This window comes from Leptolyngbya sp. FACHB-261 (assembly GCF_014696065.1).
Lineage (GTDB): Bacteria > Cyanobacteriota > Cyanobacteriia > FACHB-261 > FACHB-261 > FACHB-261.
Genome location: NZ_JACJPL010000001.1, coordinates 105988 through 126724, shown reverse-complemented (window position 1 = coordinate 126724; position 20737 = coordinate 105988). Strand labels below are relative to the sequence as shown.

21 protein-coding genes are annotated in these 20737 nt (G+C 51.1%); 8 read left to right on the top strand and 13 right to left on the bottom strand.

The window, feature by feature from the left end; translation table 11 throughout:
• The first annotated feature begins 20 nt into the window (after positions 1-20).
• The 4 genes from pstA (at position 21) to H6F94_RS00560 (ending at position 3928) form a co-directional block, all read left to right on the top strand.
• The gene (pstA, locus tag H6F94_RS00575; RefSeq protein ID WP_190800287.1) at positions 21-932 is read left to right on the top strand and encodes a phosphate ABC transporter permease PstA; all 912 of its coding nucleotides are present in this window, start codon (positions 21-23) and stop codon (positions 930-932) included.
• 6 nt (positions 933-938) lie between these two features.
• Positions 939-1712, top strand: a complete 774-nt coding sequence (gene pstB, locus H6F94_RS00570) for a phosphate ABC transporter ATP-binding protein PstB (RefSeq protein ID WP_190800286.1) — start codon at positions 939-941, stop codon at positions 1710-1712.
• Positions 1713-1973: 261 nt separating this feature from the next.
• A complete protein-coding gene (locus H6F94_RS00565; protein WP_190800285.1) occupies positions 1974-2441 on the top strand; it encodes a hypothetical protein in 468 nt (155 codons plus the stop codon).
• 380 nt (positions 2442-2821) lie between these two features.
• Positions 2822-3928 carry a hypothetical protein gene (locus tag H6F94_RS00560; RefSeq protein WP_190800284.1) on the top strand — a complete coding sequence of 369 codons (1107 nt, stop codon included), beginning with the start codon at positions 2822-2824 and terminating at the stop codon, positions 3926-3928.
• Between the two features lie 41 nt (positions 3929-3969).
• On the opposite strand, the gene H6F94_RS00555 is transcribed toward H6F94_RS00560, so the two are convergent.
• Complete coding sequence (locus tag H6F94_RS00555; protein WP_190800283.1) at positions 3970-5343, bottom strand: anthranilate synthase component I; 1374 nt, start codon at positions 5341-5343, stop codon at positions 3970-3972.
• A gap of 21 nt (positions 5344-5364) precedes the next feature.
• Complete coding sequence (locus tag H6F94_RS00550; RefSeq protein ID WP_190800282.1) at positions 5365-6591, bottom strand: inorganic phosphate transporter; 1227 nt, start codon at positions 6589-6591, stop codon at positions 5365-5367.
• Between the two features lie 94 nt (positions 6592-6685).
• Here H6F94_RS00550 and H6F94_RS00545 point away from each other — a divergent pair, with 94 nt between their 5' ends.
• The gene (locus tag H6F94_RS00545; protein ID WP_190800281.1) at positions 6686-7471 is read left to right on the top strand and encodes a photosystem II electron transport protein, Sll1252 family; all 786 of its coding nucleotides are present in this window, start codon (positions 6686-6688) and stop codon (positions 7469-7471) included.
• A gap of 49 nt (positions 7472-7520) precedes the next feature.
• Here H6F94_RS00545 and H6F94_RS00540 read toward each other — a convergent pair whose 3' ends face one another.
• The 4 genes from H6F94_RS00540 to H6F94_RS00525 form a co-directional block, all read right to left on the bottom strand.
• The gene (locus H6F94_RS00540; protein ID WP_190800280.1) at positions 7521-8384 is read right to left on the bottom strand and encodes an aldose epimerase family protein; all 864 of its coding nucleotides are present in this window, start codon (positions 8382-8384) and stop codon (positions 7521-7523) included.
• Between the two features lie 180 nt (positions 8385-8564).
• Positions 8565-8903 carry an RNA-binding regulator gene (gene rbp, locus H6F94_RS00535; RefSeq protein ID WP_190800279.1) on the bottom strand — a complete coding sequence of 113 codons (339 nt, stop codon included), beginning with the start codon at positions 8901-8903 and terminating at the stop codon, positions 8565-8567.
• A gap of 361 nt (positions 8904-9264) precedes the next feature.
• Positions 9265-9477, bottom strand: coding sequence for a hypothetical protein (locus H6F94_RS00530; protein WP_190800278.1), 213 nt, complete (start codon positions 9475-9477; stop codon positions 9265-9267).
• A 240-nt stretch (positions 9478-9717) separates the two neighbouring features.
• A complete protein-coding gene (locus H6F94_RS00525; RefSeq protein WP_190800277.1) occupies positions 9718-10431 on the bottom strand; it encodes a 2-phosphosulfolactate phosphatase family protein in 714 nt (237 codons plus the stop codon).
• Positions 10432-10511: 80 nt separating this feature from the next.
• On the opposite strand from H6F94_RS00525, the gene H6F94_RS00520 reads away from it, so the two are divergent.
• The 3 genes from H6F94_RS00520 (at position 10512) to H6F94_RS00510 (ending at position 12324) form a co-directional block, all read left to right on the top strand.
• Positions 10512-11252 carry a class I SAM-dependent methyltransferase gene (locus tag H6F94_RS00520; RefSeq protein ID WP_190800276.1) on the top strand — a complete coding sequence of 247 codons (741 nt, stop codon included), beginning with the start codon at positions 10512-10514 and terminating at the stop codon, positions 11250-11252.
• Between the two features lie 238 nt (positions 11253-11490).
• Complete coding sequence (locus H6F94_RS00515) at positions 11491-11802, top strand: hypothetical protein (protein WP_190800275.1); 312 nt, start codon at positions 11491-11493, stop codon at positions 11800-11802.
• Between the two features lie 114 nt (positions 11803-11916).
• Positions 11917-12324 (top strand): acyl-CoA thioesterase, encoded by a 408-nt coding sequence (locus tag H6F94_RS00510; RefSeq protein ID WP_190800274.1) that lies wholly within the window; start codon positions 11917-11919, stop codon positions 12322-12324.
• On the opposite strand, the gene H6F94_RS00505 is transcribed toward H6F94_RS00510, so the two are convergent.
• The 7 genes from H6F94_RS00505 to menA all read right to left on the bottom strand — a co-directional run bounded on the left by H6F94_RS00505 (position 12321) and on the right by menA (position 20731).
• Positions 12321-13733 (bottom strand): 2-succinylbenzoate--CoA ligase, encoded by a 1413-nt coding sequence (locus H6F94_RS00505; protein ID WP_190800273.1) that lies wholly within the window; start codon positions 13731-13733, stop codon positions 12321-12323. The two genes, H6F94_RS00510 and H6F94_RS00505, sit on opposite strands and share 4 nt — an antisense overlap.
• Positions 13718-14749, bottom strand: a complete 1032-nt coding sequence (locus H6F94_RS00500) for an o-succinylbenzoate synthase (RefSeq protein ID WP_190800272.1) — start codon at positions 14747-14749, stop codon at positions 13718-13720. Before H6F94_RS00500 ends, H6F94_RS00505 begins: the two co-directional genes overlap by 16 nt.
• 9 nt (positions 14750-14758) lie before the next feature.
• Complete coding sequence (menB, locus tag H6F94_RS00495; protein WP_190800271.1) at positions 14759-15592, bottom strand: 1,4-dihydroxy-2-naphthoyl-CoA synthase; 834 nt, start codon at positions 15590-15592, stop codon at positions 14759-14761.
• Positions 15567-16406, bottom strand: coding sequence for an alpha/beta fold hydrolase (locus tag H6F94_RS00490; protein ID WP_190800270.1), 840 nt, complete (start codon positions 16404-16406; stop codon positions 15567-15569). The genes menB and H6F94_RS00490 overlap by 26 nt, the downstream gene beginning before the upstream one ends.
• A gap of 4 nt (positions 16407-16410) precedes the next feature.
• Positions 16411-18165: a 2-succinyl-5-enolpyruvyl-6-hydroxy-3-cyclohexene-1-carboxylic-acid synthase gene (menD, locus tag H6F94_RS00485; protein WP_190800269.1), complete on the bottom strand. Its 1755-nt coding sequence runs from the start codon at positions 18163-18165 to the stop codon at positions 16411-16413.
• A gap of 3 nt (positions 18166-18168) precedes the next feature.
• A complete protein-coding gene (locus H6F94_RS00480) occupies positions 18169-19596 on the bottom strand; it encodes an isochorismate synthase (protein ID WP_190800268.1) in 1428 nt (475 codons plus the stop codon).
• A 205-nt stretch (positions 19597-19801) separates the two neighbouring features.
• Positions 19802-20731 carry a 2-carboxy-1,4-naphthoquinone phytyltransferase gene (menA, locus tag H6F94_RS00475; protein ID WP_190800267.1) on the bottom strand — a complete coding sequence of 310 codons (930 nt, stop codon included), beginning with the start codon at positions 20729-20731 and terminating at the stop codon, positions 19802-19804.
• Between the last annotated feature and the right edge of the window lie 6 nt (positions 20732-20737).

The following is a 20737-nucleotide window of genomic DNA, read 5'->3' as shown; positions in this document are numbered from 1 at the left end:
GCCTAGAGAGCAAAGAATCAATGCAATCCCCTAACCTGATCGATGACAGTAAGTCGGGGAGTGAGATCCTCACTCAGCCCCTGCCGTTAGGCCGCGTCCTTTTTAACCGGATCATGACGGTCCTTGCCTTCTTATTTTTGGCCCTGGCGCTGTTGCCTTTGCTGGCCGTACTGTTTGAGGTTTTACGTCGAGGGCTGCCCAACTTGAGCCTGGAAGCGTTTACCGCCCTACCGGCTCCACCCGGAATCACTGATCAGCCGAACGGCTTTGGCAATGCCATTCAGGGAACTTTACTGATGGTCGGGATCGCCTCCCTACTAAGTGTGCCGGTTGGCATTATGGCGGCGGTCTACATCTCAGAGTTTGGTCGAGGCACCTGGCTTGCCGCCTGGATTCGTTTTGCTACCAACATTTTGAGCGGCGTGCCCTCGATTGTGATGGGTGTGTTTGCTTACGCCGTGATTGTCTATACCTCAAAGACGTTCTCTGCCTTCGCGGGCAGTGTGGCACTAGCGGTGCTGATGCTACCGATTGTGGTGAGAGCCACCGAGGAAGCGCTGAAATTGGTGCCAGACTCTTTGCGCCAAGCTGCGGTAGCTCTGGGAGCGACCCAGTTTCAAACGACAACGCAAGTCGTGGTGGCAACGGCGCTACCAGGCATCGTCACAGGTGTCCTGTTAGCTGTGGCCCGGGCTGCAGGGGAGACTGCGCCACTGTTGTTTACCGCGCTGTTTACTGACCAGTGGACGGACGGTTTGTTCAGTCCGACTGCCTCACTATCTGTGCTGATCTTCAACTTCTACAACGACCCAGACCCGAACCGCACCGAACTGCTCTGGACCGCCTCTCTATTGCTGGTTGGTTTGGTGCTGTTTACTAGCGTGCTCTCCCGTGTGGCTGCTCGTAATCCTATGGCCGCAAGCAGGAGGTAAACCGGCATGTTAAGCGCAAAGAATTTAGACATCTATTACGGCAAAAAGCTGGCGGTGACCGGGGTCAACATGGAGATCCAGAGGCGCCAAGTCACGGCTTTGATTGGTCCTTCCGGCTGCGGTAAATCGACCTTCCTCAAGTCGCTCAATCGCATTGGTGAATTGGACTCACCGATGCGGGTGCAGGGCAAAGTTGAGTTCCTCGGCCAAGATATTTATTCGCCGCGGGTCAACCTGCAACAGTTGCGCATTCAGATTGGCATGGTCTTTCAAAAGCCCAATCCCTTCCCAATGAGCATCTATGACAACATCGCCTACGGACCACGACTGAATGGGGCTAGCCGTCGCGCCAAGCTCGACGACATTATTGAGACCTCGCTGGTCCAGGCTGCTCTTTGGGATGAGGTCAAGCACAAGCTGCATCAGTCGGCCTTGGGTTTATCAGGCGGACAGCAACAGCGTCTCTGCATCGCTCGTTCGCTTGCCGTCTCTCCCAAAGTGTTGCTGATGGATGAGCCCTGCTCGGCTCTCGACCCGATTGCGACGCTCAAAATTGAGGAGCTGATCAAGCAGCTTCAGGAGCATCTGACGATTGTGATTGTGACCCATAACCTGCAACAGGCGGCTCGGGTTGCGCAACAGACTGGCTTCTTTAGTGTCGACATGAAAGCGGGTGAGGCGGGTGCTGGTCAATTGGTTGAATACGGCCCTACCCAGCGCATCTTTGAGGCCCCAAGCCATCAGCGGACGCGAGACTACGTCAGTGGCCGTTTCGGTTGAGTACTGACCACTTTGTATTTTAAAGCACCTTATAGAGTTCGAGGGTTGCTAGGTTAAGCTTGCTTTACAAAGAGTTTAGACGGATATAAGCAGTATGTGAATTCAGACAAATCGCTGATCTCAGGCTTTGCAAGCTAGCAGCTCACGTCTAGGATGCGGTTAGGGCTCCTACAGAACCTTGTAGCAAATGCAACGAGTTCGAACCCTGGTGGTTGATAAGCCACGGGAGCTGCTCAGGTCATCTCCCTAGACGCGTCAGTTGTGCTGAATCTAGATCGTCTCATCGCTGTCAGTCCACAGCGTCGCAGTGGCGTCATTCTTTGTAAGCAGCATCATGCTGAGTTTGCCGGTCCTGGTGCAGCGCTCGGTGGTTTTTTGGATCAAGGGGTCAATCAAGTGTTGCTAATCAATGACCCCCAGCTAATCTACCTGGAGTCTAGGCAGGAGCGGCAAGCCGCTTACAGCCGGCGCATTCAATGGTTGCATTGGCTGCAAAAAATCACCAATCGCCAACAGCCGAGATTACGGGCTCAACAACTCATCGATAGCTTTGAAGCCTTCTTTGGTTCAGTTACCGTCACTGAGATCCCAGCTGAAGTTCTAGCCCGCCTGGTTGGTACCTCTGCCAAAACCATCCATGAGCTTTGGGAAGGTAAGGCGGTGGAAAGCTCTGTCTGTGCAGATTATCTGCCCGAATTTGAACCAGCCTTTTGTCGTTCGTTGTTCTAAAACGCTCGCAATTGGAGCGAAGCTGAGCCCCAAGATTCAGGTCGGAATTCAGGTCAGAATTCAGGTCAAAACTTCAAGCATTCTAGGCAAAACTGAACAAAATTTCAGGAAGAATACACGGTCTAAGGTGATTCGTATCCCAGCACACGTTTGTCTGGGCCGTTGTCAGTTAGGGTAGCGATACATTTAAGACCAGCGGCACAGCAACACCGACGAGCTGAGGCATTAAATCCCAGCAGCAGTCGCATTGTTTTCAGCGTGCCTAATATTGGCAGATGCGCGGAGTTTAAGTAAGCTCCCTCCAAGGCCGTTTAGCCAGAGGCGGGTGCTGTTCTCGCGTACCTCTGGATATTGACGAGTCCTGGATAAGCGAACCCCTTATGCTGAATAGCCAGAAACCAAGCCTCGAATTGGACCTTGCTTACGCAACGGTGAGTCCCGGTTCCCCACTGGATCTATTTCAAACTGCGATCCACAGTGTACCCAGCCGCCCTGATTACGTCGAACGCAGTCGTTATATCCAGTGCTGGCGGAGTCGGCGGGAAGACCACTACGCTCCAATTCAGAAACGAGCCCGGCAGGTCGCTACGGCAGCGGCGGTAGAACGCGATTACCCTGAGTCTGTCTTCGGCAGTTTAATGGCTGATGCGCTAGTTGGGGAATGGCTTCAGCGTGAAGGGTTACTCACCGCGCTGCCCGATGTTCTGGGCTGGAATTGGCAGCACTTAGAACGTCCGGTTGGCTGGTTCAACATTTTTTGGCGTGATCTACTCTGGCCAGAAACCCGCCTAGAGCAACTACGGGGGCGAGGATTTGATACTTCTCTAGCCGCTAAAGCTCGCAATTGGCTAGAGGCCAACCCAACTCCCAGCCTCAATGCCTGGGGGCTTTTATGTCACTTAGATCGGGAGGCTCGCAGTCTGTTTCTAGAAGATCTTTTTATCGATAGCAGTACCCTGCTCGATACGCTAGAAGCTGAGCTGGTTCGCACCGAAACTGTTTCTCGTCTGATTGACCAAGGCCTGGATTGGGGCGGCTACATTCACCTGCCTGAACCGCCTCTGAGCGTCACTCTGGCGCCTGCGTTACCTCAACCTCAGCCCATCTGCCCACCACCAGTGTTGCCAACCCCAGTTCGGGTGAGTAAACCCGCTGCTAGGTGCGAAGAAAATCTGCCCCGTGTGATTCTGGTGTTTAAGTCAGAAATCGGCATGGAAGGGATTCAGTCCCTGAAGCAGGCGATTCGTCAGCATGGTTGGCTACCCAAGACAGTTAACCTCAGCCGAGGTTGCTTCAATGACTATCATTTGGTGCCGGGCATGATTGTGGTTTCGCTGATCCGCTCCTTCGGTCATAAAGATTCGATCCCGGTTAAAAGTCGGGCTAAGAACGCAGGCGCTCGCATCATTGAAACCCGCTCCCGCTCCCCCGAAATTATCTGTAGCTTAATCAGTCGTGAACTGCCCGGTTGTTCTGATGCTGCCTAGTCTTTAGGCTGCCTAATTTGGTTGCTTAGCCTTTTGGCTGCTTAGCGGGGCAACCTCGCGCCTAGGGCCAGCAATTGAGCCTGGGCTTTGTGCAAGGACTCTTGCCATTCCCGCTCGGGATTGCTGTCTGCCACAATGCCTGCTCCCACTTGCCCCCAAACCTGGGAGCCAACCTTCAATAAAGTGCGGATCAAAATATTGAGATCTAAATAGCCGCGCCGATCGAGGTAGCCGCAGGAGCCATAGAATAAGCTCCGCCGCGTTGGTTCCAGCGCTTCCACAATTTCAAGACAGCGTACCTTTGGGCAACCACTGATCGTGCCGCCTGGAAACACGGCTCCAACCAAGTCGATGGGCGAGATATTAGGGCGCAGCGTACCGATCACGTTACTAACGATATGCATAACGTGGCTGTAGCGTTCTACGACCAATAATTCATCGACCTGCACCGATCCCCACTCGCAAACTCGGCCCAGATCATTGCGTTCCAGGTCTACTAGCATGACGTGCTCAGCACTCTCCTTGGCACTGGCGATTAACTCATGCTCCAACTGTTGATCTTGCGCCAGGGTTAGACCCCGAGGTCGGGTGCCTGCAATCGGACGAGTCTGGGCCCTGCGTCCGACCAGTTGCACTAGACGTTCCGGCGATGCGCTGATCACCTCGCCCCAGGGAGTGCGCCAATAACTGGCAAAGGGTGAGGGGTTGATTTGGTACAAACGCTCGTAGAGTGACCAGCCGTTGCCCTGATAATCGCTTTCGAAGCGCAAAGATAGATTGGCCTGGAAAATATCTCCGGCTCGAATGTGAGCTTTCGCCTTGCTCACCAGGGTCTCAAATGCTGTCTGGTCAGTGAGCAGCCGAACTGCCCTTGCCTCTTCGACCTCAGAGCGCAGATCCTGCTCAACCTTGGCTATCTGAGGAACCCAATTAACCAGGTTTGCACTCAAACGCTCTAAGTCCTCTAGCTCAGTTGCCGCTAGCCAGAGGATTTGCAACTGGTGATCCAAAACGGCGAAGCTCTCGGGCTCATACCAATAGGCCACTGGGAAAGGCAAGGTATCGGCTTTGAGATGAGGTAGCTTTTCCAACTCCCAGGCCAAGTCATAGCCGAGCCAACCCAGCCAGCCTCCCGTGAAAGGCAAGTCTGGGGCTGGAGCGTTGGCTGAGCCAGCCGTTGCTAGACCAGAGCGCAGAAAGGGCAGAATCTCCCCGAGGGCTGGCGTCCATAACCGTCCTGGGCGAGGTGGGCCTGCACAAACTGAGTAGCGAGTTAGCGGACCCGTTGCCATTCCCGCCGTACCGCTAGGACTTTCTAGCAATGTCGTAATCGCTGCATCGCGATAGAGAGCTTGCCAAACCTGACTGCCACTGCGGCCGTCCAAGGCTAAAGAGTGCCAGTGCCAATCTTTCATGGGTTTTCTAGCATAGGCGTCCTAAAACCATCGGTTGAGCAGCCAAAATAGTCCTGCCGCCAACAGGGCCGCGATTGGAATAGTGACCAGCCAAGCCAGGGCAATTTGCCGAACCGTGCTCAGGTTGATTGTGCCTAGCCCGCGTACCAACCCTACGCCGACCACTCCTCCTACCAAAGCATGGGAGGTCGAGACGGGTAAGCCTAATCGCGAGGCCAATAGCACTGTGATCGCGGTTGCCAGCTCGGCGCAGAAGCCGCCACTGGGTTGCAAGGAGATGATGCCTTCCCCCACAGTTTTGATGACCCTAGCCCCCAAAACCGCTAAGCCTGTCACGAGACCCACTCCCCCTAACGCCAATACCCACAAAGGAATGTCCAAGCTTTGAAGCGGCACAGCATCGGTTTTTAGGATTTCAACTGCAACTGCCAGCGGCGCAATAGCATTGCCAACATCGTTAGAACCGTGTGCAAAAGCCACACAGCAAGCACTCAACACCTGAAAGCGAGCCAGTTGTTGCTCAATGTTGGTATTTTGACGGTCCAAGGCGCGCCAACTCGCAGCCGTTAGGCCGATTGCCCCAACTGTACCCAGCAGTAGTGGCAGATCATGGTTGGGCAAGTCCAAGCCTCGTTGCGCGAGCAATACCTGAAGCGGTTTGCTAACTGTAGGTAGCACTAAGGTGCCAAAGGCCGCACACAGACCAGCACTAAGCCAGGGCACCCACTCTCTTAGGCGAGCCCAAGCGTCGGGTGGTTCTAAAATCCAACGGCGCAGGCCACTGTAGAGGGCACAGGCAACTAAGCCGCTAACCGGTGGTGTTACCAGCCAGGTCAGCGAGATCACCCCGATCTGCGGCCAGTCCACTGCCTGCTTGCCAACAGCCAAAATACCAAAGCCAGCGAGTGCACCGACAACGGCATGGGATGAGGAAACGGGTAACCCTTTAGCTGTGGCGATTTGTAGCCAGAGCGCACAGGCCAACAACACGACCATCATGCCCAGCAGCAGCATTTGAGGCCGGTCCACGAAAAGGCTGGGGTTGACAATGCCAGTGCCAATCGTGGTGGAAACAGCCTTGCCAAACAGCACCGCGCCTGTGAGCTCCAAAACTCCAGCCACCAGTAGGGCCCGCCGTAGGCTTAAAGCTCCGGATCCCACCGACGTTCCCATCGCGTTGGCAACATCATTGGCTCCCAGGTTAAAGGCTAGGTAGAACGCCAACGCAACTAGTAGTAACAGCAGCATGGGCGTGGGTAATCTCTCCGAAAGTCGAAAGGGTCTAAGAGCAGTTCTCTTAGAATAGAGTCCAACTGTTAAGCCGGATGTTGTTCAAACGCCCATGTTGCCCCGCGAAGACTTACTTAAAAGCGTAGACCCTGACTACCGGGACACTGTGGCACGGGTGATCGACCAAGCAGAACAGGCGATTAAAACTTGGGAAACTGTTTGCACTGATTTTCTCTCCCCGCCTGAAGTTGCGGTTGTGCAACGAGTGACACACAAGTTAGTCGATATCGTAATTTTGCCCTGGGGTGGCTATCCTCAAGCTGAGCGTCAGCGCCTTGGGATCACGCGCAGCGAACTTCCGCTTACTAGCGAACAAGTGTCTCTAGCAGCAATCGACATTGCTGGCAATTTTCTGTTTGATACGGCTGCTCACCGCGATTTTCTGGGTGCGATGCTAGGCACTGGCATCATCCGCGACAAGGTGGGGGACATTTTGGTGTTGGGAGAGCGGGGTGCCCAGGCCATCGTCGTGCCGGAGTTGGCTGAGTTTTTGGAGCAAGCGCTCACTCAGGTGCGCTCAGTGCCAGTGAAGACCCGGCGCATTGAGTTCTCTGAACTTAAGGTCCGTCCACCTCAGAAGAAGGAATTGACCACGACAGAAGCGTCTATGCGCTTAGATGCTGTAGCCTCGGCAGGCTTTGGCATGTCCCGCAGCAAAATGGTCGAGTTCATCGACGCTGGTGATGTGTCGGTTAACTGGAAGACGATTACCCAGGCTAGCTACACCGTTAACTCCGGCGACCTTATTTCAGTGCGAGGCAAAGGACGGGTCAGCGTCGGCGACGTGAATATCACTAAGAAAGAGCGCTATCGCGTCCAACTCGTGCGTTTCACCTAGACCTTCACCTACACCTACCTGAGCGAACTGCGCCACCACAAGCGAACGCCTACACAGACTCCACCCGCAAACGCACAAAGGTGTCCAGGCTAGCCCCTGGTGCTAGTTGGGTCAGATGCTCGCCTGTGCTGATCGCGTTGCGAGGGGCGCTCCAAGGCTCCAGGCAGTAGAACTCTTTGTTCTTGAGCGTCCAGAACACTAGCGTTTTGTAGAGTGGATCGAACTCCAGGCTAAGACGACGGCCTTCGCCGCTCACTGTGGCAACGGTGCCAGAGACATTGCTAAAGGCAGCATCAATTTCTGCCTGGTTCAAGTCGAATTGATCTACGAGTTCGCCTTGGCTATCCGTTACCCGCTCGTAGTAGTGTCGAGCAGGCAACTTAAAGCGCAGATCAGACTTGTCAGTGACCGCGAAATAGGGGTGCAACCCAGTTGAAAAGGGCATGGGTCGCGCTGAGCGGTTAGTGTAGCGCTGTGCAATCGTGAGCGTCGGTCCCTGCAAGGTATAGGTGAAGGCAAGTTCGAACTCGAAAGGATAGACCGCGAGGGTTTGCTCAGAACTGGACAGTAGCAAGGTGACCTGCGCCATGTTTTGCGTGATCGCCTCCCCTGGGGTCCAAGGCAAATCACGGGCGAAGCCGTGCTGTTTTAGCGTGTAGGTCTGTCCATCTAGGCTGTAGGTATTGTTGGGCAGGTTGCCACAGATCGGGAACAGAATCGGGATGCCGCCGCGCACAGAAAGCGAAGGATCAGCAAACCGGGCTTCATCCAGATACAGGATTTCGGTGCCATCGACCTGCCAACTAGTGACAATACCGCCGCGTTCTGGCACTAGTTCCAGCCGTGATTTGCCAGCCTGGTCGTTCAGAATGTAGGTCTGGTATTGCTCTTGCTTCACGGCAATTGAAAACATGGGCATGCCTTTACACGGTTCAAAATTAAGTTTCTAAGCTTCCCGGAATTAATCCGGTACAAACTTCTACTGAGCTATCGCTTCCCTATAAAAAAGGGCAAGAGTTACCTCCTGCCCTTCTCATGCTGGGTGAGCAAATTGCTACCGAGCTAATACAAAAGCTTGAGTGGTTACAGGAGATTAGTAACGACGGCCACCGCCACCACCACCTGAGAAGCCACCGCGACCGCCGCCGCCGCCACCGTAGCCGCCACCACCGCCGCCACCGCTACGTGCTTCGCGGGGACGGGCCTTGTTCACTTTGAGGTCACGACCCATCCACTCAGCTCCATCTAGGGCAGCAATAGCAGCGTCCTCTTGAGCGTCTTCTTCCATTTCAACAAAGGCGAAGCCGCGCACCCGACCTGTCTCCCGATCTGTGGGGATCTGGACGCGCTTGACTGTGCCGTACTCAGCAAAAATTTCGCTCAAGTTGGCTTCGGTAACACTGTAGGCTAAGTTACCCACGTAAATACTCACGGGACGCTATCTCCAATCTGAAGTGTAGGAATTAGATCGGAGAGTAATTGACAACTAATGAAGTCGAGCAAATTTCTAACCGAACTTAATCTTGCATAATTATATCGTGGCGGCAAAAGATGGTCACCTTGGCAAGTAGCATTCGGGTTCATAACACCGTCAAGCCTTATCTGGTACCCATCTTGAGCTCTGCTAAGAATTGTTGCTCAAGCTCGAATAGACCGGTTGGAAAAAGCAATTGAAGCTTAGTGCTTAATGAGTTTTGAAGTTCTAACTTTGCCATCCTCCGAAACCCCTTGATGGGGTCCAGAGGATGGGCGGTTGGATGAGTTGGATGAGTGAATCAGCTAGCGCTGAGTCGTTAGAAGTTGAGTGCACCGCCAGCGAGGCGCTGCACAAAAGCATCACACTCAGCATTGAACATGGCAGCAGCCAAATCATGACTACGGCCAACACCCGAGGCTTCGGATGAAATGTAGCGAACCAACCAGCCGTTGCTGTCTTCGTGCCAACGCCCCAGGTACAGGGCATTGGGATCAGCAAAGGCGTAATGTGTGGGGTCGATAGTAAACATTGGCCTAGAGTTCTAGCACGCTCTCAGTGTGGCTCTAGATCCTAGGCTATGAACATCCCCCGGCAGGGTGGGTGATTTTGTTCACAGTCCAAGTTTCTGTAGAGCCATTCCTACCAAATCACGTTTAGGGTAAAAAAACTGTAAAGTGCTTGTTCTTTTCTGATGTTGACCCTATGCCCTCGCTGTGTTCGCCCTCGCTGTGTTGGTCCTGGGCTTGAGTCCTTCTAATCAGCCTACAAATCAGGCCTTCAGCACTCCGAGTTCCTTCTGTCGTGGCAGAGCCGCAACTGTACTCAGTCCAGTGCAGTAGGCAATATCGGCGTCGCAGCCTAGACGCAGCAGACGCTGACCATGACTGGCGCTATGCAACAGCCCTAGGAGATCGTCCTGCCATTGACGGTACAGGGCGATAGCTGCAATTGCCTCGTCATTGCCTATTTGTAGGTCAGACCCTAAGTGGTGCAGGATAGCCCCAGCACAGACCGTGTCTTCAAGCGAATAGCCTCCTTCCCAGCCAGAGCCCACAATCCATACGGTCTCGGGTTGTTCTGCCTGCAAGAATTGAACGACTGATTGTAGATTGATCAGCGCTGCAGCAATGACAATTGGTACTGCCTGTACCCTTTGAAACGCACGTGTCCCGTTGGTGCTGCTGATGAAGATCCGCCGACCCTGCACCCGTTCTGGTGTGCAATCGAGTGGGGAATTGCCCAAATCAAAGCCTTCGACCGTCTTGCCTCCCCGTTCACCGATGCGCAGCCGTCGCTCGGGTGGCCAAGCTTCGCTAGTTTCCACTAACAGGTCTAAGTCAGAAAAGACTTGCACCGCTTCTGCTCCTGCGGCTAGAGCCGTGACCATGGTGGTCGTTGCCCGCAGCACATCGATCACAACAGCACAGGCTGGTGTCGAACCCTCGGGCACTAACTCAGGGGTGTGGAAGACGAAGAGCTTCATACAGCAGGGAGGCGCGGGAGTGGGGATTCGGGTCTTAGCATATCAATAGATGCGTAGCTCCCCAAAATCCCTGAGATCTCATGACGGCTGAAGCAGATGCCTTACCGGATTCCGTTACCAATGGTCCCTCCCGCTTGGAGCGAGTTCTGGAGCCGGAAGTCATGGATACCCCTGAGGAGGCGGATGCCTATGACGCGATGGATCACAGTGCAGTCAATCAAGCCTTTGTTCAGGATCTACTAGCGCTCAAACCGCCCCGTGGCGAGTGGCTTGACTTAGGCACGGGTCCTGCCCATCAGCCGATTATGTTGACGCGTTGGGTCGATGATGTGCAGGTCACGGCAGTGGATGCTTCCGACTCGATGCTGGTAGCCGCACGCCGCAACGTACAAGTAGCTGGTTTAGCAGGACGCATCAACTTGGCGAAGGCTGATGCCAAAGCATTGAGTTTCGCGGATGGTCAGTTCTCGGTCGTTTTCTCCAACAGCCTATTTCATCACCTAGCCGAACCACTGCTGGCGCTCAAAGAGGCTAAACGTGTGCTGGCAGCCGACGGAGTTCTATTCGTGCGCGACCTGGTACGTCCCAGTGATGCCGCTTCGCTAGAACAGTTGGTCAGTACCTATGCGGCTGACGACACGCCCCAACAGCGGCAGCTATTTGCTGACTCATTACAGGCGGCTCTGACTCTAGAAGAAGTTCAGGATTTGGCTGTAAGCGCGGGTTTAGTGCTTGCAGAGGCTGAGATGTCCCCTGCTAATTTTCAACTTCAACTGACGTCTGACCGCCACTGGACCTTAATTTACCGTTCTGCTTCTTAATACTTTTTTCTTGATCCCTAAGCGTAAATCGCTTGATTGTGCCGCTCCCCGCCTTTGTCTAAGTTGCTAGTGCTCTCTGAAAGCTAGAACAGCCTTGATACAAGCAAAATGAAGATATCCTTAAGTGAATATTTTATTCGGGATCGCTGAAGATGGGGTGGGACAAGGGTTTAAGCGGATTCTGTTGGTAAAAATTGGTGAGCAAAAATCTTAGGACAAAGGTTACTCCTAAATCACCATGGATTCGCGACCAAACTCTGTCTCCTGCTGTCGGGTCTGCCGCCATTATTCACCAACCGGGCGGCGGGGTGGCGGCTGTCAGTTATTAGGGGTACCCGTCCGCAGCCAATGGTCGGCCTGCCACATGGCTTTACCTCCTTTCGCGCCCACTTGGGAAAATCGCTCCCACGAAGAAATGGCCGGTTTGGTTAGCCAAACCGTTAATCTAAATTTAGAGCTGACTGCTGCTCAAGAAAATATTTTGGTGAGTCAGCCTCTGAGTTTAGGACAGAGCAGCGCACCTCGAAAGGTTAGTATCCCCGTCCATTAAACCGTCATAATTTTGAGATATTTCAAACACTTTTAAACATCCCTAGCTATTAGCTGGGGATGTTTAATTTAAGAATCTGTCAACTTCAACTAGTTTGTTGAGAATTCAGAAACAATGATATTTCATCACCCCAGAACAGTCCGCTTTGAGGATACGGATGCGGCAGGCGTGGTCTATTTTGCCAATTTTTTGAAAATGTGTCATGAAGCTTATGAGGAGTCACTGGCAGCATCTGGGATTGATCTAAAGCTATTTTTCAGATCAGGCCCAACTGCAATTCCAATTGTTCATGCCAGTGTCGATTTCTTGAAGCCAATCTTTTGCGGTGATCAGCTGACCATTGCTCTAACAGCTGAGCAGTTTTCGGGAGATACCTTCACTATTACCTACGCAATTTCTACTGGATTACCAGAGTCTGCAGTTGGCAAAGCTCTGACCCGGCATATATGCATTGATCCCGGTTCTAGAACCAGGAAAGCATTGCCTGAAGAAATTAAACATTGGTTAAACCCGAGTAGTTAGGCCAGAGTGGTTGAGCCAACAGCCTGTTCCTGCTGCCACTTAGAAATCATTTCCAGAAGTTGAGCTCGATTGATTTTGCCTTGGGCGTTCCTCGGCAAATTCTCAACCGGCAACCAGAGTTTAGGGTGTTTAAATCTTGCTAGTTTAGTCTCAAGGGCACAGTGGATTTGAGCAGAGGAGATTGCTGAGGTCGCAGGAACATAAGCAGCCGCGATAACTTGGCCCCAGTATTGATCTGGCAGACCAACCACAGCTACATCCACAACAAGTTGAGTAGACTGAATCGCAGCTTCAACTTCAACGGGAGCTACATTTTCACCGCCGGTAATAATCTGATCATTACTGCGACCAAGCACATGAAGATTGCCTTGATTGTCGAGAAGCCCTAAATCATGGGTTTGAAAATCTGCCGAGCTTGGAAAGAATTCTGGGTAATAGCCCAAGGCCAATGACGTTGCTTGAATAGTAATTGCGCCAACCTGGTTTAAACCCAGTAGATGCCCCGATGAATCAATGATTTTGACTTGAGCATGGGGTAATACCTGGCCACTGTGGTCATTGCCTTGCAGAAATACTTCAGGTTTGAGCGTGGCGATTTGGGAGGCTGTTTCAGTCATGCCGTAGCAAGGAGCCAGACGAATTTGATACAGTCTGGCAGTATCGAGCAAGCTGGGCCAGGCAGGAGCACCGCCTAATAAAACTGTTTTGCAGCAAGATAACCAAGCAGTAGAAGTACTGTTACTCAGGAGAGCTTGCAGTTGGGTTGGAACTAAAGATAGAAAAAAATCAGTTGGGTTGAAATGGCAGAGTTTCCCTGATTTTAGCTCTGCAAAAGGCGCGATTAACAGCTTACCATCTGAAGTTAAAGAACGAACAAACTGCATCAAGCCACTAACGTGATGCAGGGGAAGCACGCAGATAGAATTCACGGCTGATACTTGGAAATACTGTCTGAAGCCTTGAGCCGAGGCCATTAAAGTTTCCCATGTATGCATAGCAAAACGAATGGTGCCTGATGATCCTCCCGTGGGAATCATGATCCTGACTTTTGGCACTTGATTGATAATTTCTTGAGCAGCATTAGGGCATGCTTGGTCTTGATATTGATATTGATGTTGGCGGTTTCCCCACACAACTTGAGGTTGAACTAATGCGAATACCTGCTGCCATTCGCTTGTTCCCCAACTAGAATTGCCTAAAAAAATTTGATGCCCTGCTGCATAACCCGCAACAAAACCAGCAATCAGTCGAACTGGATTGGTCTCTACTAATAGAATTCGTTGGAATGGGGTCAGCTGCGTAAATTGTTCCAGTAACTCCTCGACGGAGGCTAACAAATCTGAGCTATTGTGACCTATGAGCCAGGCTTTGTTCCCACGCTGCTTCAGGTAGTCTAGAGGCGATTCCATAAGGCTTGAAAGACTGTTTGTGAAAAATCTGGGCTAGAGGGACTTAGCTCGGGTGAGGCCAGATTAGACCTACCAAAACCATCGTGTGGAAACCAATGGTTAGTGCCATAACCTTGCGCTTGGTGGCACAATCCTAACTCAAGCACTAGTTTGAGCCCAGCCTGTTGACCAATAGAAGTTTCAAAGACAGAGGAAAAGACAGCATCAATGGCATAAGTCTGACAGAACTGACGTAACCTTTTTGGGGAGCCAACAATTGCCGGTTTAATCACAAATACTCCACGCCAGCCTCGACGATAGCAAGCTTCGAGTTGGTTTAGTTGGGCTACTGATTCATCTAAGGCGAGCGGGGTAGTGTACTGTTGGCTTAAGCTCAGCATCGTGTCAAATTGCTCAACTGGCAGAGGTTGCTCTAAAAACTCCACGCCCACTTGGTCGCAGGCTTTGAGCCAATCATGCGCCTCAGCTGAGGTGAGGCCACCGTTGGCATCTAGGCGAAGCTTCGCTTCGGAAGGCAAAACCTGTACCAAAGCTTGAAAATGCTGCAGTTCTTGTTCGATAGGTGCAACACCAATTTTCCATTTAAAGGTTCGATACCCCTGTTGCCATAGCTCCTGCCAACTGCTCAAAGCCGCTGCTCCAGCAGGCAGCAGACCACTGACTGGAATCGGGACTGGCTCTTGCTGCGATGCTCGATTGATGTCTTGAAAACCTTGCTCTTGTAACAATTCCCAAGCTGACTCCAGGCCGAATTGGCAGGCAGGTAGGCTGGTGGGAATGGTGAATATATCTTCTGCTTTAATTTGGGTCGGAAGTTGGTGGCAGAAATCAAGGGCTTGCTCTAAACTCTCAGAGCCGAACCAACTTAAAGGGGCAATTTCTCCGAATCCAATCTGACCACTTTCTGCTGTAAGACGCAGGATAATGCCACATCGAGTTTCCCAGAGACCATGGTGTGTCTGCAGAGCCTGATTGAACTTACGTTGGTAAGGGCGAAACTCGAACCGATAGGGCATTTCTCAAGGCTAAGGTAACCAAGGATATTGGCGGAAGTCGGGTTCTCGCCGCTCTAAAAAAGCCTGCTTGCCTTCAGCTCCTTCTTCGCTCAGATAGTACAGTAAAGTCGCATTACCTGCTAACTCCTGAAGTCCTGCTTGACCATCACAATCGGCATTAAAAGCCGCTTTGAGACAACGTATAGCGATTGGACTTTTCGCGAGGATTTCTTGCGCCCATTTGATGCCTTCTTCTTCTAGTTTCTCAACTGGAACAACGCAGTTGACTAACCCCATTGCTAAGGCTTCTTCACTGTTGTATTGGCGGCAGAGATACCAGATTTCTCGCGCTTTCTTCTGACCTACGATCCTTGTTAGATAGCTTGCTCCGAACCCGCCATCAAAGCTGCCTACTTTGGGGCCTGTTTGCCCAAAAATCGCATTGTCTGCTGCTATGGTCAGGTCACAGAGAATGTGTAGAACATGACCGCCGCCAATGGCATAACCAGCAACCAGCGCAATAATTACCTTGGGCATCGAACGAATTAGGCGCTGCAAATCGAGCACGTTCAGACGGGGTATGCCATCCTCGCCAACATAACCACCCTGCCCACGAACGCTCTGATCCCCACCCGAACAGAAAGCGTACTTACCGTCGGTATGAGGGCCTGCCCCTGTAAACAGAACGACCCCAATTTTGGTGTCTTCACGAGCATCGGCAAAGGCATCGTAGAGTTCAAAAACCGTCTTGGGACGAAAAGCGTTACGCTTGTGAGGACGATTAATTGTAATCTTCGCAATACCGTCTGCTTTATGGTAAAGAATATCTTCGTAAGTTTTAGCAGGTTCCCACTGAACTGACATTGGCTTTCTTGAGAAAATTAGCAACCTGTTCCCAGAATACCGTAGGGGCTCCAACAATAGGAGAATGGCCTGTTTCTAAAGTTTCTAGGACCGAATTTGGCAGCGAGGCAACCAGGCGGTGAGCTAGCTCAAGATACTTTGCATCTTTACAACCTGCGACAATGAGAGTTGGCTCTTGAATCCGGTTGAGTTGATGCCAAGTAGAGGGCATCGCTCCACTGCCGAAATGCCTCAGGCTACTTGCTAAACCAGTGAGCTGGATTGGCAGACGACGCTGAATTTCCGAGGTCAAAATGGACTCGCCTTGTTCAAATAAGTCTTGAAACAGAGGTTGAGATAACCATGAATACAGAAACTGCTCCGGTTTAGAACTTAGAAGCCTGTCAGCAAGCTGTTGATCTTGAGAGACCCTGTCTGTACGAGCAGCCTTCTCCACAATGCCAGCAGTAGCAGAGACTAAGATGAGTGAGCGAAGCCTTGCAGGGTTTCTAACTGCAAATTGCAAAGCTAAGCGACCACCCATCGAATAGCCCAATAAGTGAATTCGGCTCCAGCCTAAGTGTTCAAGCCACTGTTGTAGCAAACTCACTTGAGCCGATGTTTCAAAAGCAGCTTCTGAAAGGTGAGTTTGGCCATGCCCAGGCAAATCAGGTATCAAAAGTCGATACTGTCCTGCGATTGCTTTCGGAACTTTCAAAAAATCGCGGCTACTGCCTGTAAAACCGTGCAAGCAAATCAAAGCCGTGGGCCTATCTAGGCCTGAGTCTAGGTAATGGAGCTTACCCCAATCAGATTCGTACAAACAGGACAGCATGGTTTTAATTGCAACTGGCAATCTCGGCCAGTCGAGCTAAATTTACCTTGCGCCAGAGAGCATCTTGCTTACGATTGGTCTGCCATTCTAGTAGCCGAATTCCATGTTCGGGTAGTGAGCTGAGCCTTTGCGTTAACTGCCCCCAGGAACTGACCAGCTCATACTCAACATCGTAGGTATTAGCCAATTTAGCGAAGTCGATATCCTGCGGTGTACCAAAAAATTCTTCGAAGGGGGGATTGAAACCGGCAATAGGCAAATTTTCAAAGATGCCGCCACCGTTGTTGTTGATTAAGACAATCGTTAAATGTCCAGTGAACTGCTTGCGCAGCAGAAAGCCATTGGTGTCATGCAGCAGTGCTAGATCCCCGGTTAACAGAACCGCACTTCGATTGCTATGAGCAATTCCTAAGGCTGTTGATAACGTGCCATCAATACCATTAGCTCCCCGGTTAAAAAAAGGCTGAAACGCACCTTGATTCGGTTGCCAAAAGAACTCAAGATCTCGCACGGGCATGCTATTGGCAATAAAAATTGGAGTTTGCTTAGGCAACACTTTTGCCAGTAACCAAGCCACTTTGCTCTCGACGGGCGTGTTTGTTGCCTCCATCAGTTGATCGATCGCCTGAGCAGTCCGCTGTTGAGCAGATTGCCAGGAATGTAAATAACTCCTGGTCACAAGCTCTGGCTCCAAGAATTCTTGAGCTAGTTTCTCAACTGGTAAACGCAGATAGTTCGTGCGTAAATGCAGTGGATCGAGATTACGGTCGGCTGGATCTACTACCCAGCACTCAGGCTGAGTTTCAGTTAACCAGAGACGTAACACCTTGCTGGTTGGCATCTCGCCAACCCGAATCACTAGTTCTGGTTTTAGCTGCTGGGCTAGCTCCTGATTCCGCAAAATAATGTCGTAAGCAGAAACCAAATGAGGATTGAGGCTTGCGTAGTTTCTGAGGGGCGATAAAGCTTCAGCCAGTACGGGCCAACCCAGGCTGATTGAAATTCTTGCTACAGCCTGACAGTAAGCTTCTGGAAATTGGGGTTGAGCCGGTCCAGCGATGAGCAAGCCTTGATGGCATTGCTGCCACCGTTGTACTGCATTAAGCTGAGAAAAGTCGTTAGGAGAAGCGGTGTAGGTCTGTTTCGCAATCGCTGCGAAAAAATATTCCTTTTCGAGCTGGCGGACAAAGTCGTCAACTGCCTGTTGGTTGGTTGGCACCAGTGGTTCCCGAAAGGGAAGATTCAGATGAACAGGACCCGGCACAGGCCAAAGCGCTTTCTGCCAAGCCTGAAGCGCAGTTTGCCTAAGATAGCTCAGAAGGGATTGCTCCGAGCTAGGTAGCGCCACTTCTGTGTGCCAATTTGGAAAACTCCCGAACAACTTGACTTGGTCAATCGCTTGACCAGCATTGCAGTCGCGTAGTTCTTGAGGACGGTCTGCTGTCAAGACTAAAAGTGGTACCCGGGCTTCTTTCGCCTCAATCAACGCAGGATAGAAATTAGCTCCAGCGGTTCCCGAAGTACAAACTAATGCAACTGGCAAACCCACTTGCCGAGCAAGACCTAGAGCAAAGAAAGCAGCTGACCGCTCATCTAAAACGGGGATTGCTTCGATGGTTTCATCTCGAGCAAAAGCGAAGGCTAGAGGGGTTGAGCGCGAACCGGGACAGATGATCGCTTTAGTCAGCCCCAAACGCTTCAAGCTTTCTACTAAGACCGAAGCCCAAATTAAATTGACGTTGCCGAGATCGACAGCCATGGATCACAAATCGGGGACCTTACTGGGTTCGGCCACGCCAGTCAAGGCGTCTAAAAGAGGCTGAAACTTAAGTTTGATTTCCTCGGCTTCCTTGTCAGCATTAGAATCCGCGACGATACCGGTGCCAGCGTACAGTCTTGCATGATACCCGTTTAGCAGTGCTGAGCGAATTGCTACTGCAAATTCACCATTTCCCTGGTCATCAATCCAGCCAATAGGGCCTGCATAGAGACCCCGTTCGAAGTTCTCGTAATCACGAATTTTCTGGTAGGCAATCTCTTGAGGTTCTCCACCAACAGCAGGAGTGGGATGCAACTTTGCAAGAATATCAAACAGGCTGAGACCTTCGGGTATCTTTGCTGAGATCGAAGTATGTAAATGTTGAATATTCGGTAGTTGTAACAGGTTAGGCTGAATAGAGAATTTCGGTTGCATGCTGAGTTGAAGTAGCCGCGAGACAATTGCCTCCACCACGATTTGGTGCTCCCGCAAGTCCTTGGCACTGGATAGCAGTGACTGAGCGCAATAGGCATCCTCGGCTGCAGTTTTGCCCCTTGGTGCTGAACCTGCTAGAGCCTCAGTTGAGAGTTGCTGGTGCTGTACCTTAGCCAATCGTTCTGGGCTCGCGCCAATGAAACTCTGGCCCATACCATTGTGGGTACAAAACACATAGCAGTAGGGATATTGCTGTCGTAGTTGCTGGATTGAAGCTAAAGGCTCAAAAGACTTTAAAGCATTGATATCAATGGTGTGAGCAAGGACAATTTTTTCGAATTCGTGGTCGCGAATAGCTTGAGAGGCTGATACCACCATCGATTTGAATGCTGCTGTATCGATTGTGGAGCGCTCAATTTGGGGCTGAAGGCTAAACTCACGCTTTTTAGTAGATATCGTTTCCCCCGAGCTGGTAGCAGCAATGCCAGTTCGGCTTAGTAGCAGTAATTTTTGGTAAACCTGCCACACTTCCTGGGCTAGCAGCTCAATATCCGTTTTCCAATCGACTACCAAATTGGCAACTGCAACACTCTGTTCTTGACTACGCGCAACTTGCCATCGAGGTAAAAATACTGAAGCTGGTGAAAAGGGAAAGCCTGGTTCTATACCCTCATCAAAAAAAGTGAATTGGCAGAAGAAGTGCGGACCTGCAAACGGCAGATCTAAATCTCCAACCTTAATGATATTGGCTAATGCTAAATGAACTAGCTCTTTCGCAACCAGGAAACGCTTTCTTCCCTGACCCGTAAAGTTTAGAGCAGTATCAATCCCTACTACAGTCTCCTGAGTACATTGCCGTCCAAAGTAGAAGTACCGCTTTCTGGGGCGACGAAATGAGGCAATGACCGCTAAAGGATCGACCGGTTGAATAGTTGAGGAGATACTGACAATTTGAGCATGCTGCTTGTCAACAGCTAGCCGCTGACAAGAGTTCAAAAAATGTTGAAGAGCTTTTCTATTTTGAAAAAGGCCGGCCGATTCCGGAAGCGCTTTCAGAATAGTTTGCATAAGACTAGCGTCTAGAGCCTTTTCAAAAGTTGAAGCTTTCTATAGTATAGCTAGCCCGGTAACACGCTCCTTGATCTCTCCAGTTTTGTTGAAGTTCTAGTGCTGAAATGAGCTCACCACGAGTCTGAACTTCTCACGCAGCCAGCATGAACCCGAGTCCCAAAAATAGACCGCTCCAGAAATGAAGTTTAACCGCAATGAACTTGCAGTTGTTAACCATCTCAGGCCGGTTATGGTGAGCTTTTACGTGCTGAGAAAGTTGCAATGCAAAGGGTAAACTTGCGTAGGCTAATAATGTCCACACCGGAAAAGTGCCCAACAAAACTGACAGCCCTATTAACGCATAGATACTACCGCATAACCAGGGCAAGAGGGCTGCTCCTTTGGCAGTACCGAGTCGGACAATTGGTGATTTTTTGCCCGCAGCTCGATCATCTTCAAGTTGATGGAAGTGAGAGCAAAATAAAATTAGGCTTGTGGCGACACCCACAATTATTGAGGCAACTAAACTGACCTCAGACCAACCTTTAGCTTGACTGTAATAAGCTGCCGCTACTGCTAGCGGACCAAAACAAAAAAAGCAAATGATTTCCCCAAGACCCTGGTAGCCCAGACGAAAAGGAGGTCCCTGGTAGCTGTACCCCAAAGCGCAACACAATATGACTAAGCCAACGACAACAGGCTCCCGCTGCCACCAAGAAATAGCCAGAATTCCTAGAATCCCCAAAATCAGGAATAGATTTCCTAACCCAAAAATGAGAGAACGATTGCCGGTCAGATTAACCAGGGAATGTGCTTTGTTCTTATCAATGCCCGTGTCGGAATCAAACACGTCATTGGTGAGATTTTCCCAGGCCAGAATTAAAATGGCAGAAGCTAAAAATGTGAAAAATATACCGACTTGGATTGTTTTGGTTTCAGCAAATGCAATGGCAGTGCCGACCCATATCGGCATGACTGCGACACTATACATTGGGGGCTTAATTGCCGCCAGCCATAACTGACGTTTCGGATGACTTTTGAGTTTTGTAGTGAGGTCTCCCCGAGGGCTGCTTAGGCTCATGGAAAA

Coding starts and splice junctions, on each gene's coding strand:
- pstA (WP_190800287.1), top strand. CDS start 21: ATGCAATCCCCTAACCTGATCGATGACAGTAAGTCGGGGAGTGAGATC.
- pstB (WP_190800286.1), top strand. CDS start 939: ATGTTAAGCGCAAAGAATTTAGACATCTATTACGGCAAAAAGCTGGCG.
- H6F94_RS00560 (WP_190800284.1), top strand. CDS start 2,822: ATGCTGAATAGCCAGAAACCAAGCCTCGAATTGGACCTTGCTTACGCA.
- H6F94_RS00555 (WP_190800283.1), bottom strand. CDS start 5,343: ATGAAAGATTGGCACTGGCACTCTTTAGCCTTGGACGGCCGCAGTGGC.
- H6F94_RS00550 (WP_190800282.1), bottom strand. CDS start 6,591: ATGCTGCTGTTACTACTAGTTGCGTTGGCGTTCTACCTAGCCTTTAAC.
- H6F94_RS00545 (WP_190800281.1), top strand. CDS start 6,686: ATGTTGCCCCGCGAAGACTTACTTAAAAGCGTAGACCCTGACTACCGG.
- H6F94_RS00540 (WP_190800280.1), bottom strand. CDS start 8,384: ATGTTTTCAATTGCCGTGAAGCAAGAGCAATACCAGACCTACATTCTG.
- H6F94_RS00530 (WP_190800278.1), bottom strand. CDS start 9,477: ATGTTTACTATCGACCCCACACATTACGCCTTTGCTGATCCCAATGCC.
- H6F94_RS00525 (WP_190800277.1), bottom strand. CDS start 10,431: ATGAAGCTCTTCGTCTTCCACACCCCTGAGTTAGTGCCCGAGGGTTCG.
- H6F94_RS00520 (WP_190800276.1), top strand. CDS start 10,512: ATGACGGCTGAAGCAGATGCCTTACCGGATTCCGTTACCAATGGTCCC.
- H6F94_RS00515 (WP_190800275.1), top strand. CDS start 11,491: ATGGATTCGCGACCAAACTCTGTCTCCTGCTGTCGGGTCTGCCGCCAT.
- H6F94_RS00510 (WP_190800274.1), top strand. CDS start 11,917: ATGATATTTCATCACCCCAGAACAGTCCGCTTTGAGGATACGGATGCG.
- H6F94_RS00505 (WP_190800273.1), bottom strand. CDS start 13,733: ATGGAATCGCCTCTAGACTACCTGAAGCAGCGTGGGAACAAAGCCTGG.
- H6F94_RS00500 (WP_190800272.1), bottom strand. CDS start 14,749: ATGCCCTATCGGTTCGAGTTTCGCCCTTACCAACGTAAGTTCAATCAG.
- menB (WP_190800271.1), bottom strand. CDS start 15,592: ATGTCAGTTCAGTGGGAACCTGCTAAAACTTACGAAGATATTCTTTAC.
- H6F94_RS00490 (WP_190800270.1), bottom strand. CDS start 16,406: ATGCTGTCCTGTTTGTACGAATCTGATTGGGGTAAGCTCCATTACCTA.
- menD (WP_190800269.1), bottom strand. CDS start 18,165: ATGGCTGTCGATCTCGGCAACGTCAATTTAATTTGGGCTTCGGTCTTA.
- menA (WP_190800267.1), bottom strand. CDS start 20,731: ATGAGCCTAAGCAGCCCTCGGGGAGACCTCACTACAAAACTCAAAAGT.